The sequence below is a fragment of the Kribbella italica genome, from assembly GCF_014205135.1.
In the GTDB taxonomy this organism is placed as follows: Bacteria; Actinomycetota; Actinomycetes; order Propionibacteriales; family Kribbellaceae; genus Kribbella; species Kribbella italica.
The window spans coordinates 3177254-3189275 of record NZ_JACHMY010000001.1; the positions used below are offsets into that span (position 1 = coordinate 3177254).

Sequence of the window (12022 nt, forward strand, 5' to 3'; positions counted from 1 at the left end):
GGTGATGCCGATGGTGCACAACGGCCATGCACGATCGGCCTTTCCCTTCACCGGGGTCGCGCTGCCAGCGTTGCAGCCATGACCTCACCACGCGTGACTCGCAGCGCCGCGGTCCAGCTGCGCGGCGCCTCCGGGCCGATCTGGGCCCGGATCTACTGGCCGGCCCGGAGCGGAGCACGTACGCCGCCGCTGCTGGTCTTCTTCCCCGGCTCCGGCAGCAACGACCCCGACCAGGAGTGCCGGGAGATCTGCCGACGCGGCGGTCTGGTGATCCTGGCCGGTCCGACGGCGACTGAGCACGACCAGGCGCTCGCAGACGCCAGGGCGATCGTCGGCTGGGCCGCGGACCACGCGGCGGAGCTGGAGGCGGACCCGGCCCGCCTGCTGATCTCCGGCCGGGGCGACGGGCTCGCCCTGGCCGTCGAGGTCAGCCAGATCGCCGTACAGGAGGGCTGGCCCGAGCTCCTGCTGCTCACCGACCTGATCACCACCTTGGAAAGGACGAACCGATGAGTGAGACAACTACCGCCCTGGCGACCAGACGGGAGTGGATCGGCCTCGCCGTACTGGCTCTGCCGACGCTCCTGCTGTCGCTGGACGTCAGCGTGCTCTACCTGGCGTTGCCGAAGCTCAGCTCCGACCTGGGAGCCACCAGCACCCAGCAGCTGTGGATCCTGGACATCTACTCGTTCCTGCTGGCCGGCTTCCTGGTCACCATGGGCACGCTCGGCGACCGGATCGGGCGGCGCAAGCTGCTGCTGATCGGTGGCGCGGCGTTCGGCGTCGCCTCGTTGCTGGCGGCCTGGTCCAGCAGTCCGGAGATGCTGATCGCCACCCGCGCCCTGCTGGGGGTCGCCGGTGCGACGCTGATGCCGTCGACGATGGCTCTGATCCGCAACATGTTCCACGACCCGAAGCAGATGGGGCAGGCGATCGGGCTCTGGTACAGCTGCTTCATGGGCGGCATGCTGCTCGGCCCAGTGGTCGGCGGGGTCATGCTGGAGCACTTCTGGTGGGGCTCGGCGTTCCTGCTCGGCGTACCGGTGATGGTGCTGCTGCTGATCCTCGGACCGGTGCTGCTGCCGGAGTACAAGGACCCCCACGCCGGGCGGCTGGACCTGGCCAGCGTTGTGCTGTCGCTGGCCACCATCCTGCCGGTCATCTGGGGGCTGAAGGAGCTGGCCCGGTCGGGCTGGGCTGCCTTGCCCTTGGTCGCGATCGCAGGCGGTGTCGCAGTCGGTGTGCTGTTCGTACGGCGGCAGCAGCACCTCGAGCACCCGCTGCTGGATCTCGGGCTGTTCCGGCTGCCGCGGTTCAGCCCGGCGCTAGGCATCATGTTCGCCGGTGGGGTCGTGATGGCGGGTGTCGCGTTCCAGGCGGCACTGTTCCTCCAGGTGGTCGAGGGCCTGTCACCGCTGCACGCAGGGCTCTGGCTGATCCCGCAGAACCTCGCCATGATCGCGGGGCTCAGCCTGGCGCCGCGGATCGCGCAGCGCTGGCGGACGTCGACGGCGATCGCCGGTGGACTGGTCGTCAGCGTCCTGGGACTGCTGATCGTCACGCAGACGGACAGCTCCGGCGGGCTCGGCGTACTGATCGCTGGGCTGGTCGTGACGTCGTTCGGGATGGGCGTGCCGATGGCGCTGATGATGAACCTGATGATGGCGGCCACTCCGCCGGAGCGCGCCGGGTCGGCGGCGTCGCTCAACGAGACCAGCGGCGAAGGCGGGATCGCTTTGGGCATCGCGGTCCTGGGCAGCCTCGGGACGCTGGCCTACCGCCAGAACCTCGACCTGCCGGCTGGGCTGCCGTCCGGCGTCGCGGACCAAGCGACGCAGAGCGTGACGGGCGCTGTGGCCGCGGCTGGACAGCTGCCGGGGCAGCTCGGTGGGGACCTCGCGGCTGCGGCCAAGGCGGCGTTCTCGTCCGGGCTGGACCTGGTCGCCGGGGTGGGTGCGGTGATCTTCCTGGGCTGCGCGGTGATGGCCGCGATCCGGCTCCGGACTCCGGTGGACGAGCCCGTCGCCGAGCCAGCCGACCCGGAGGCCGAGCTCGTCCCGTAGTACCAGCAGGCGTCAGCCGTCGGCGATCCCGGCGGCTTTCGCCGTGAGGTAACGCTGTTCCGGCAGGCTCGTCGTACGGCGTGCTGCCGCGAGGAAGTGCTCACGCGCGGCCGCCGGCTCACCCGCCCGCTCCAGCAGATGAGCCCGTACGGCGTCCAGCCGGTGGTTGTCGGCCAGGTGCTTGTTGTCGTCCAGCGTGGCGAGCAGGTCGAGCCCGGCCCGCGGGCCCTCGACCTGGGCGAGCGCGATCGCGCGGTTGAGCGTGACCATCGGGTTCGGCGCGAGCTTCTCCAGCAGCACGTACAGCGCGAGGATCTGCCGCCAGTCGGTCTCGTCGGCCGTCGGCGCCTCGGCATGGACGGCCGCGATCGCGGCCTGCAACTGGTAGGGCCCGACCTCGCCGCTGGCCAGCGTCCGCAGGATCAGCGCGGCACCCTCCTCGATGGACTCGCGGTTCCACAGCGTGCGGTCCTGCTCGTCGATCGGGATCAGCTCGCCGCCGTCGGTGGCCCGGGCCGCGCGCCGCGCGTCGGTGAGCAGCATCAGCGCGAGCAGCCCGGCGACCTCGCCCTCGTCCGGCAGCGACTCCCGCAGCATCCGGGTCAGCCGGATCGCCTCGGCGGTCAGCTCGACGCGCTGCAACTCCTCGCCGGAGCTGGCCGTGTAGCCCTCGTTGAAGATCAGGTACAGCGCCTGCAGTACGACGCGCAGCCGGTCCGCGCGCTCCTCCTCCGGCGGCAGCACGAACCGGCTGCCGGCCGCCTTGATGCTCTTCTTCGCCCGGCTGATCCGCGGCGCCATCGTTGCCTCAGGCACCATGAACGCGCGCGCGATCTCCGCCGTACCGAGACCGCCCACCGCACGCAGCGTCAGCGCGACCTGCGAGGCCGGCGTGACGGCCGGGTGGCAGCACAGGAACAGCAGCGTCAGCGTGTCGTCGCCGTCCGCGGACTGGTCCTGGTCGGCGCCGGGCGCGACCAGCTCGGCCTCGGCGGCGACCGAGTCCTCGCGCTTGCGCCGCGCGCTCTCGCTCCGGAACTGGTCGGTCAGGCGACGGGTCGCGACGGTGATCAGCCAGCCCCGCGGGTTCGCCGGTACGCCGTCCTGCGGCCACTGCGTCGCCGCGGCCAGGAGGGCCTCCTGCACGGCGTCCTCACACAGGTCGAACTGCCCGTACCGCCGCGCCAGGAAGCCCAGCACCTGCGGGGTCAGCTCACGCAGCAGGGGCTCGATCTCACTCACGGGCGTGTGGTCGCTCATGGGCCGTCCGTCGGAGCGAGGATCCCGGACTCGATCGTCTGCAGGACCGTGGCCTGCGCCTGGAGCCGCGTCAGCGCCTTGTCCTCGACCGCGTCCCAGCCGATGAACACCATCCAGAGCAGCATCCGCATGATCCAGTCGACGGTCATGTTCGTCGCGATCACGCCCTCGTGCTGCCCGCGCACGATCAGCACCTCGACCGGCTTGCAGACCCGGTCGAGCTTCTCGAAGAACTTCGCGACCTCGGAGTCCGGGTCGGGCTGGTTGAAGCTCGGCTCGCTGAACAGGAAGTAGATCCGCTGCCCGAGCTCGAGGTAACCGCCGATCAGCCGCTGCAACGCGTCGCGCGCCGGTCCCTCGGCGGTCTCCGCCTCGGTGATCACCCGGTCGAAGGCGGCCAGCAGGTCGTCGGCCAGCGCCTGGACGAGCTCGGCGCGGTCGGGGAAGTACCGGTGCAGCGTGCTGCGGGCGACGTTCGCCTCGGCGGCGACGTCGGCCAGCGAGGCGGCCCGGCGCTGCGCGAAGACCCGTACGGCGGCGTCCAGGATCGCTCGTCGGGTGCGGCTGCGGCTGCCCGATTCGACCGTGTCAGTCATAGATTCCGACCTTATACGTCTGGGGCCTCTGTGTATATTAATAGGACAGTACTGTCCGATTCTGCTACCGTGATGATTCGCCGAAGTTCTGGGAGGGGACCCCGTGAGTGAGAGCAAGCGCTGGCAGAACCTGAGTCTCTTGTGGTCGTTCGTCCGGCCCCACCGACGGACGCTGTGGATCGGCATCGCGCTCGGTCTGCTGGCGACCGGCGCCTCGCTGGCGACGCCGCTGGTGACAAAGTCGGTGCTCGACGGACTGTCCTCGTCGCGGCCGATCGCGCCTGCCGTCGCGATACTTGTCGTCCTGCTGGTCGCGGGCTCGCTGATCGGGATGGTGCAGTGGATCCTGCTCGGCCGGATGGGCGAGCGGGTGGTGCTCGACGCGCGCAGTTCGATGGTGCGACGGCTGTTCCGGCTCCGGATCGGCGAGCTGGCGTCCCGCTCCCCCGGTGAGCTGGTCACCCGGGTCACGTCGGACACGGTGCTGCTGCGGGAAGCCGCGGCCTCCAGCCTGGTCTCGTTGGTGAACGGTGTCATCGGGCTGTTCGGCGCGCTGATCCTGATGGGCATGCTCGACGCGATGCTGCTCCTGACCACGGTCGGCGCGCTCGCCGTGGTCGGTGCGGTCGTGGCGGTGCTGATGCCGAAGATGGCCAAGGCGCAGGAGCAGGCCCAGGGTGCCGTCGGCCGGCTGGGCGGCGTACTGGAAGGTGCCTTGCGCGCGATCCGGACGGTGAAGGCCAGCCGAGCCGAGGGCCGCGAGAGTCAGCGGGTGATCGTCGAGGCGGAGGAGTCCGCGCGGCAGGCGATCCGGGCCGTGCGGTACGAGGCGGCCGCGTTCACCGCCGCGGGGTTCGGCGTCGGACTGGCGATCATGCTGATCCTCGGGCTCGGCGCCTGGCGGGTCAACGAGGGTCTGCTCACCGTGTCGGCCCTGGTCGCCTTCCTGCTGTACGCGTTCCAGTTGATGGAGCCGGTGAGCACGCTCGCGATGACCTTCAGCAGCCTGCAGGCCGGGATCGCGGCGGCGACCCGGATCCGCGAGATCGACGCCCTCGACCTGGAGCCGACCGAATCGGCCGGGCCGGTCTCACCTCGCCGGCCGGATCTCGCGACGTCGACCTTGGCCTTCGAGAACGTCACCGCTCGGTACGCACCGGGTGCCTCACCGGCCGTCCAGGACATCACGCTGGAGATCCCGAGGGTCGGTCACACCGCGATCGTCGGCCCGTCCGGTGCTGGCAAGACGACGATCTTCTCGCTCCTGCTGCGCTTCCTGAACCCGGACTCAGGACGCCTGGTCCTCGACGGAATCCCCTTGCCGGACTGGTCCCTGGAGGACCTCCGCCGCCGAGTCGTGTACGTCGAGCAGGACACCCCGCTCGTCCCCGGCACCCTCCGCGAGAACCTCCTCTACACCCACGAGTCCGCCGACGAAGACGCCATCTGGGAGGCCCTGCGCGCCGTCCGGCTGGACGACCGCGTCCGCGAACTACCCGACGGCCTCGACACGTCCCTGTCCACCGCCGTCATCTCCGGCGGCGAACGCCAACGCATCGCCCTCGCCCGAGCCCTGGTCGGCGACCCCGAGATCCTCCTCCTCGACGAAGCCACCGCCCAACTCGACGGCCTCACCGAAGCCGCCGTCCACGAGGTCATCGACCGCATCGCCCGCTCCGGCGCCGTCCTCACCATCGCCCACCGCCTCAGCACCGTCATCGACGCCAACCAAATCATCGTGCTCGAAGCCGGCCAGGTCAGGGCCCGAGGCAACCACCAACAACTCCTCGCCGAAGACTCCCTCTACCGAGACCTGATCGCCGCCCTCCGCATCACCTCCACCCCCGAGCCGGTCGGAGGCCCACCCCTGTAGGCACGGTGGGCGGTACGCCGACTCCGACGGAGAGCAGGGCGCCTGGTGCAGCGGACCTGTCCGCCCTTCAACCCGGCAGACTGCCCGTTGGTGCACTGCGATCCGCAGTCGGTGTGCACGGCTTGATCTGCCGACGTGCCTGCGCTTGGCTGGCCGACGTGACTGACCTCGGCCCCGTCCCCTGGCCGCCTGAACCAATCCGCACCGGGCGACTCGTCCTGCGCGAGTCCGAGCCCCGCGACCGCCCGGCATTCATCGACCTGGCGTCCTCGCCAGACGTGCACACCTACCTCGGCGGCCCGCAGCCACGCGACGAGCTAGAGCGCACGCTGCCTGCGGTCCCCGGACAATGGCCCGGGAGCTTCGTCGTAGAACTCGACGGCGCCATGATCGGCCAGATCCTGCTCAGAAGAGCAACAGAACACCGCCCCGCCGCCGTCGGAAAGGTCGACCTCGGCTACCTCTTCCTACCGCAAGCATGGGGCTTCGGCTACGCCACCGAGGCGTGCACGGCAGCCCTCAACTGGTTCGACAGCGCCCTCCCCGGCGAACCAGTCGTCCTCGCCACCCAAACCGCCAACACCACCTCAATGCACCTCGCCACCAAACTAGGCTTCACCGAACTAGAACGCTTCCACGCCTGGAACGCCGACCAGTGGCTCGGCCTAAGACCACCCACCAAACCATCCGCTTGACTCCGTACGCCGGGCCGCGCCGTACGCCGGACCGGCCCCGTACGCCGGACCGGCCCCGTACGCCGAAGCGCGCCGTACGCCGGACCGGCCTGTACGCCGGACCGCAGGATCCCGGACCACCGAGCCGCCCTGTACGCCGAACCGGCCTGTACGCCGAACCGGCCTGTACGCCGAACCGGCCTGTACGCCGGACCGGGCTGTACGCCGGACCGCCGGATCCCCGGCCCTGCCCGTGATCGGCTACACGCCGCTCTCCCACGCGCGTCAAGCGCCGGGTGATCCGGCGTACTCCCGCTCAACACCACTGCAACAATCAGCTAGCTCGCCTCTCCGCGACCGCCGCGAGGTGTCGCGGGGCCGCGAGCGGGGGCTTGGCGGGCGCCGCCTCCCCGACGAGCGCCGCCTGCCTTCGGCTGGTCGCAGCGTCGGCTGTTGGCTGGCTCGGCGGAACGCGAACACCGCGGGGTGTCGTGGGGCCGCGAGCGGCGGTTTGGCGGACGCCGCCTCCCCAGTGGGCGCCTCCTCTCAGCTAGCGCCGTCTCCACCCCCCGGCGAGCGCCGTCCCCCCGGCGGGTGTTGTCTCCCCGGCGGGCGGTGTACCGGAAACGGGGAGTCGGCCTTCGGCGAACTGCGGCTGGGTGTCAGCGTTGGAGGCGGCGGAGAGCGGCAGTGGGAAACGCCCGCGTGATCGGCCCGAGCAGGGACGCGTCGCGGAGGGCCGTGCGGGCTGCTAGGTGGCCGCAGGCTCCGTGGACGCCGGGGCCTGGGTGGATGGCGGAGCTGCCGAGGTACAGGCCGGTGATGTAGGTGCGGGCGCTGCCCAGGCCGACGGTGGGGCGGAAGATGAGTTGCTGGTGGAGTTGTGCTGTGCCGCCGCCCAGGGCGCCGAGGCCTAGGGATGCGTTCTCGCCGGCGAAGTCGGACGGGCGTTGCAGGTCGCGGTCGATCAGCAAGTCGGAGAAGCCGGGGGCGTACCGCTCGATGTGCCGGTCCATCCGGTCGCCGAGTTTCTCGGCGGAGGCGTCGTCGGCGATGCCGCGCGGCAGGTGTGAGTACGCCCAGACCGCTTCGGTGCCCTCCGGTGAGCGGGTCGGATCGGACTTCGTGGTCTGCCCGATCAGCATGAACGGTGCCGACGGCAACCTTCCGGTCTCCAGGTCGGCCGAGACGTGGATCAGGTCATCCGCGGTGCCCCCGAGATGGACGACGCCAGCACGGCCTGCGTCGTCGGAGTTCCACGGGATCGGTCCCCGCAGGCGGTAGTTGAGCTTCACCGTCGGGTAGTCCCACTCGAACCGCGCCAGGTCCCGTCGCAACCCCGCCGGGACGCTTGCCTCGGGCAACAGTACGTCGTACAAGGTGGACGCCGAGACGTCGCCGATCACCGCGCGGCTGACCGCGATGCGTTCACCGGAGGCAGTCCGTACGGCGGTCGCGCGGTCGCCCGACAGTTCGATCTCCGTGACCGGCATGCCGGCGACGAAGAGCGCGCCGGCGCGTTCGGCGCGGCGGCGGAGTGCGGTGGACAGGGCGCTCGATCCGCCTTCCGCGACCGGATAGCCGACGTCCTGCGCGAGCATCGCGAGCAACCAGCCCATCGTCCCGCTGACCGAGCCGCTGAGCGGGGCGTCAGCGTGGAACGAGTTCCCGGCGAGCAACGCGCGACCGCCGGGACCCTCGAACAGCTCCTGCGCCATCCGGTGCATCGGCATCGCCATGAACCGCGCGAACCTGATCAGCTCCCCCGCCGACCCCAGCCGACGCGTCAGTCGCGCGGCCGGCAGGACGGGCGGCCAGGTGGTGAGCAGCGACTGCAGGAAGGGCTCGCGGATCTTCACGTACTCGGAGTACAGCTCCAGCCACGCGTCGCCGTCGGCCGGGTGATCCTTGGAGATCGAGGCGGCCGTGTCGTTGGGATCCGGGTGGATCGCCGCGGAGGTCTCCGGGTCGAGCAGGTGCGCGAGCGCGAGCGGCGCGTGCGCCCACTTCAGCCCGAGCTTCTCCAGCTCCAGCGCGCGAAACACCGGCGACGCCATCCCCAGCGGGTAGTTCGAGCTGTACCGATCGCTCACCCACCCGTCCTCGGTGGTCGACCGCACCGCCCCGCCGAAGGTCTCCTCCGCCTCCAGCACCAGTACGTCCCACCCGGCATCAGCCAGCTCGACCGCACTCACCAGCCCGTTAGGCCCCGAGCCGATCACCACGGCGTCCACCCTGCGAGGAAGCATGCCTACGACCCTAAAGCATGTCCCCCGTCACACCCGGTACGCCGGACCTGCAGCTCACCAAACCCAGCCACCAGCTGGCGGCCACGCTCAACTCACTCGCCGCTTCCTCGATCCCGCAGAGTTAGTGAGTGGTGCAGGTCCGGCTCCAGCGGCCGCTGGAGCCGTGGGCTCCGGCGAGCGCGGCAACCGGCGCCGGCTTCGCCGCCGACGCCGCCGGCATCGGAGAGGTCCTGCGCTGCCACAACCTCTCCAGCACCGAAGTCCCACTCAGAACGCGTTGATCACGACCTGCGACGTCGCATCGGGACTACCCGCGATACCGACCCGCCGGCCCTTGGCAGGCCCACCGAACCCGGGCAGCGCCCCGTACGGCGTAAAGGTCCCGTCCACCCGACGCACCCGGTGATACACCACATCATCACCACCGATCACCGCGATCTGCGCAGTCCCATCCGGCATCCCCGCGATCGCGACATCCTTGGCCGTAGTCCCCAACGCACCGAACGTCGTCCACGTCCCATTCACCCGCCGCAGCGCGTGGTACACCGCACCATCGGACAGCGTGATCACTACCTGCGACGTCCCGTCCTCGAACCCCGCAATGCTCACCTGCCGACCCTTCGCCGGCCCACCAAACCCAGGCAACGCACCGAACGGCGTGAAAGTCCCGTCCACCCGACGCACCCGGTGATACACCACATCATCACCACCGATCACCGCAACCTGCGCAGTCCCGTCGGCCATCCCCGCGATCGCGACATCCTTCGCGGTCGTCCCCAACGCACCGAACGTCGTCCACGTCCCATTCACCCTCCGCAACGCGTGATACACCGCACCATCGGACAGCGTGATCACCACCTGCGACGTCCCATCCTCGAACCCCGCAATACTCACCTGCCGACCCTTCGCCGGCCCACCAAACCCAGGCAACGCACCAAACGGCGTGAAAGTCCCGTCCACCCGACGCACCCGGTGATACACCACATCATCACCACCGATCACCGCGACCTGCGCAGTCCCGTCGGCCATCCCCGCAATCGCGACATCCTTCGCGACCTTGCCCAAGGCACCGAACGTGGTCCACGTCCCGTTGACCCGCCGCAACGAGTGGAGGGCCGCGGTCGGCGAGCCCCCTGACAGCTGGGCAGCGACGTCGGCCCGCATCCGGTCGAGGTCGACGGCGTACGGATCGATCTTGCCGGTGGTACTCGTCTCCCTGTGCCCCCGCGCGAAGCTCGCGTCGCGACCGAGCTGGCGCAATACGGCGGCCGTGGCGGTGACCGACGCCGAGTACTGCGCCGCGGTCATCACCTGGTCCACGCCGTTGTAGTCGATCTCCCAGCCGACCAGCAGCGTGTTGCCGTCGCCGGCCGGGATAGGACCCGACGCGCGAGTCGCGCCGGCGTGGTTGGCCCGTCCCGCCGAGATCAGGTGGAAGACGCCGTTGTAGTCCACGAGCGCGTGGCACAACGGCCCCTCCAGGTCGTCCCGCCCGTCGATGACCGTGCCAAGGGCCGGTGCTGGATTCCCAGGGCTCGAGGTCGCCGCGGTGTGATGCCACAGCACGCCGATCGGCGCGAAGGACCCCGACACCGCCCGTCCCCGCCAGTCGCCTTCCTCGATCACCTGGACTCCGGCAGCGCGCAGGACGTCGGCCAGCCATACGATCGTCGCCATCAGAACGCGTCCAGATCGGCCAGGCACTCGATCACCGTGCGGTTCTCGGCGGCCTGCGCCGCCTGCTGAGAGGTCACACCGAACGCCGCCGTGGTGGCCAGCGCGGCGAACCCGAGAACAGTTCGCCGCGTCGGCCGGGCGGCCGCCGGTACCGGTTGAAGATCATTCATCGTCTCTGCCTCACCGTTGTCCGAACGGCCCGATCAGGGCCTTGTTCAGGCGAAGATGCGGCCGGGAAGCCAAAAGGTTCCGCCACGCGAGAGCCTTTCGAACCTGCCGACAGGCTTCCCATCGGCGCTGGATCGCGGGCCGCACCTATCGCGCCCTAACAAGCCCGTACGGCGACGCGAGGCCCGCAGGCGAGCCGCTCGCCGAGTCGGCCGGGTGATGCCGAGCGACTAACTCAGGCCGCCCTCGGCATCACCGGCAGGACCGATCGTGCTCGTCACGACGACCAGGGCCGCGCGCCGCTCGGCCGTTCGGCACCGCTGCCCTGCAGCGTGGACTGCTCGGCCGTTCGGCACCGCTGCCCTGCAGCATGAACTGCTCGGCCGTTCGGCGCTGCTGCACTGCAGCGTGGAGACTGCTGCCCTGCAGCGTGAACATTGCGCCGGGACCTGGACCCCGACCGCGGCCAGTGCCGGGATCGGCTCGCCTCAGGCCTGGCGGGACTCGATGTGTTGCATGAGTGCGGTGAGTTCCCGGGCCCGGCCGAGCATCGCGGGGTCGACCATGCGGCCGTCGGGAAGGACGACGACTCCGCCCTGGGCGATACCGGCCTTCTCCACCGCGGCAAGCAGGTCTGCCGCGTCGGCCAACTGGGTGGCGGTCGGGGTGAAGGACTCGACGATCGGGGCGAGTTGGCGGGGGTGGATCGCGGTCCGTCCGACGAAGCCGAGGGCTCGGCCTTCGAGGCTTGTACGGCGTAAGCCTTCCTCGTCGTTGACGTGGGCGTACACCGACATCATCGGAGCGCCGAGGCCGGCGGCTCGGGAGGCCGAGACCAGACGGCCGCGCGCCCAGGACAGGCCGGCTGGGCCGTCGACGCCGAGGGAGCTGGCGAGGTCTGCTTCGCCCAGGGCGACGGCGGTGACGCGGGGGTCGGCGGAGGCGATCTCGAAGGCGCGTTCCAGGCCGAGCGGGGACTCGATCAGGGCGGTGATCCTTGCCGAGGGCACCTGATCCAGGACGGCGCGGACGTCGGCCGCGCTCTCCACCTTGGGCAGGCGGACGCGGACTTCGGGGACCGCCGCGAGCGCGGCGAGGTCGTCCTCGATCCAGGGAGTGCCGGGTGCGTTCACGCGGATCTCGAAGGCTGACGAGGCGCGCGCCGCGATCCACGCCACGGCCCAGCCGCGGGCGTCGGCCTTGTCGTCCACCGGTACGGCGTCCTCGAGGTCGAACACCACCAGATCGGGGCCCGCGGCAACAGCTTTCGCGAACCGGTCAGGCCGGTTGGCAGGGACGTACAGGGCGGTCAGCACGCCGGCACCACACGCCGGCCGGCCATACGCCGGGTCGCCGTAGGGGCCGGGGCAGCAGGGGTTCGGCTGGGGGCCGATGCCACAGCCACAATCGCCACAGCCGCCGCGCGCGCCACCGCAGCTGGAGCAGCCCCAGCCGGAGCAGC

At 70.6% G+C, this 12022-nt stretch carries 12 protein-coding genes; 6 read left to right on the top strand and 6 right to left on the bottom strand.

The window, feature by feature from the left end; translation table 11 throughout:
- Positions 1-78 precede the first annotated feature (78 nt).
- Positions 79-513 carry an alpha/beta hydrolase gene (locus HDA39_RS14665; RefSeq protein ID WP_184795769.1) on the top strand — a complete coding sequence of 145 codons (435 nt, stop codon included), beginning with the start codon at positions 79-81 and terminating at the stop codon, positions 511-513.
- Positions 510-2063: an MFS transporter gene (locus HDA39_RS14670; protein WP_184795770.1), complete on the top strand. Its 1554-nt coding sequence runs from the start codon at positions 510-512 to the stop codon at positions 2061-2063. Before HDA39_RS14665 ends, HDA39_RS14670 begins: the two co-directional genes overlap by 4 nt.
- 12 nt (positions 2064-2075) lie before the next feature.
- Here the strand turns inward: HDA39_RS14670 and HDA39_RS14675 are convergent, their stop codons facing one another.
- Positions 2076-3323 (bottom strand): RNA polymerase sigma factor, encoded by a 1248-nt coding sequence (locus HDA39_RS14675; protein ID WP_184795771.1) that lies wholly within the window; start codon positions 3321-3323, stop codon positions 2076-2078.
- A complete protein-coding gene (locus HDA39_RS14680) occupies positions 3320-3919 on the bottom strand; it encodes a TetR/AcrR family transcriptional regulator (RefSeq protein ID WP_184795772.1) in 600 nt (199 codons plus the stop codon). Before HDA39_RS14680 ends, HDA39_RS14675 begins: the two co-directional genes overlap by 4 nt.
- Before the next feature lie 103 nt (positions 3920-4022).
- Between HDA39_RS14680 and HDA39_RS14685 the strand changes: the two genes are divergently transcribed.
- From HDA39_RS14685 to HDA39_RS14695, 3 genes are all read left to right on the top strand, one after another.
- Complete coding sequence (locus HDA39_RS14685; RefSeq protein WP_184795773.1) at positions 4023-5792, top strand: ABC transporter transmembrane domain-containing protein; 1770 nt, start codon at positions 4023-4025, stop codon at positions 5790-5792.
- 158 nt (positions 5793-5950) lie between these two features.
- Positions 5951-6487 (top strand): GNAT family N-acetyltransferase, encoded by a 537-nt coding sequence (locus HDA39_RS14690; protein ID WP_184795774.1) that lies wholly within the window; start codon positions 5951-5953, stop codon positions 6485-6487.
- A complete protein-coding gene (locus HDA39_RS14695; protein WP_184795775.1) occupies positions 6484-6723 on the top strand; it encodes a hypothetical protein in 240 nt (79 codons plus the stop codon). The genes HDA39_RS14690 and HDA39_RS14695 overlap by 4 nt, the downstream gene beginning before the upstream one ends.
- A 405-nt stretch (positions 6724-7128) precedes the next feature.
- Here the strand turns inward: HDA39_RS14695 and HDA39_RS14700 are convergent, their stop codons facing one another.
- Positions 7129-8715, bottom strand: coding sequence for a phytoene desaturase family protein (locus HDA39_RS14700; protein ID WP_184795776.1), 1587 nt, complete (start codon positions 8713-8715; stop codon positions 7129-7131).
- Between the two features lie 128 nt (positions 8716-8843).
- Here HDA39_RS14700 and HDA39_RS14705 point away from each other — a divergent pair, with 128 nt between their 5' ends.
- A complete protein-coding gene (locus HDA39_RS14705) occupies positions 8844-8996 on the top strand; it encodes a hypothetical protein (RefSeq protein WP_184795777.1) in 153 nt (50 codons plus the stop codon).
- On the opposite strand, the gene HDA39_RS14710 is transcribed toward HDA39_RS14705, so the two are convergent.
- From HDA39_RS14710 to HDA39_RS14720, 3 genes are all read right to left on the bottom strand, one after another.
- Positions 8983-10392, bottom strand: coding sequence for an N-acetylmuramoyl-L-alanine amidase (locus HDA39_RS14710; RefSeq protein ID WP_184795778.1), 1410 nt, complete (start codon positions 10390-10392; stop codon positions 8983-8985). The two genes, HDA39_RS14705 and HDA39_RS14710, sit on opposite strands and share 14 nt — an antisense overlap.
- Complete coding sequence (locus tag HDA39_RS14715; protein ID WP_184795779.1) at positions 10392-10562, bottom strand: hypothetical protein; 171 nt, start codon at positions 10560-10562, stop codon at positions 10392-10394. The genes HDA39_RS14710 and HDA39_RS14715 overlap by 1 nt, the downstream gene beginning before the upstream one ends.
- A 486-nt stretch (positions 10563-11048) precedes the next feature.
- Complete coding sequence (locus HDA39_RS14720) at positions 11049-11876, bottom strand: aldolase/citrate lyase family protein (RefSeq protein WP_184795780.1); 828 nt, start codon at positions 11874-11876, stop codon at positions 11049-11051.
- Positions 11877-12022: the final 146 nt, after the last annotated feature.

What these genes read in the sequence shown, in the direction of transcription:
- HDA39_RS14665 (WP_184795769.1), top strand. Translation starts at nt 79, where the DNA reads ATGACCTCACCACGCGTGACTCGCAGCGCCGCGGTCCAGCTGCGCGGC.
- HDA39_RS14670 (WP_184795770.1), top strand. Translation starts at nt 510, where the DNA reads ATGAGTGAGACAACTACCGCCCTGGCGACCAGACGGGAGTGGATCGGC.
- HDA39_RS14675 (WP_184795771.1), bottom strand. Translation starts at nt 3,323, where the DNA reads ATGAGCGACCACACGCCCGTGAGTGAGATCGAGCCCCTGCTGCGTGAG.
- HDA39_RS14680 (WP_184795772.1), bottom strand. Translation starts at nt 3,919, where the DNA reads ATGACTGACACGGTCGAATCGGGCAGCCGCAGCCGCACCCGACGAGCG.
- HDA39_RS14700 (WP_184795776.1), bottom strand. Translation starts at nt 8,715, where the DNA reads ATGCTTCCTCGCAGGGTGGACGCCGTGGTGATCGGCTCGGGGCCTAAC.
- HDA39_RS14710 (WP_184795778.1), bottom strand. Translation starts at nt 10,392, where the DNA reads ATGGCGACGATCGTATGGCTGGCCGACGTCCTGCGCGCTGCCGGAGTC.
- HDA39_RS14715 (WP_184795779.1), bottom strand. Translation starts at nt 10,562, where the DNA reads ATGAATGATCTTCAACCGGTACCGGCGGCCGCCCGGCCGACGCGGCGA.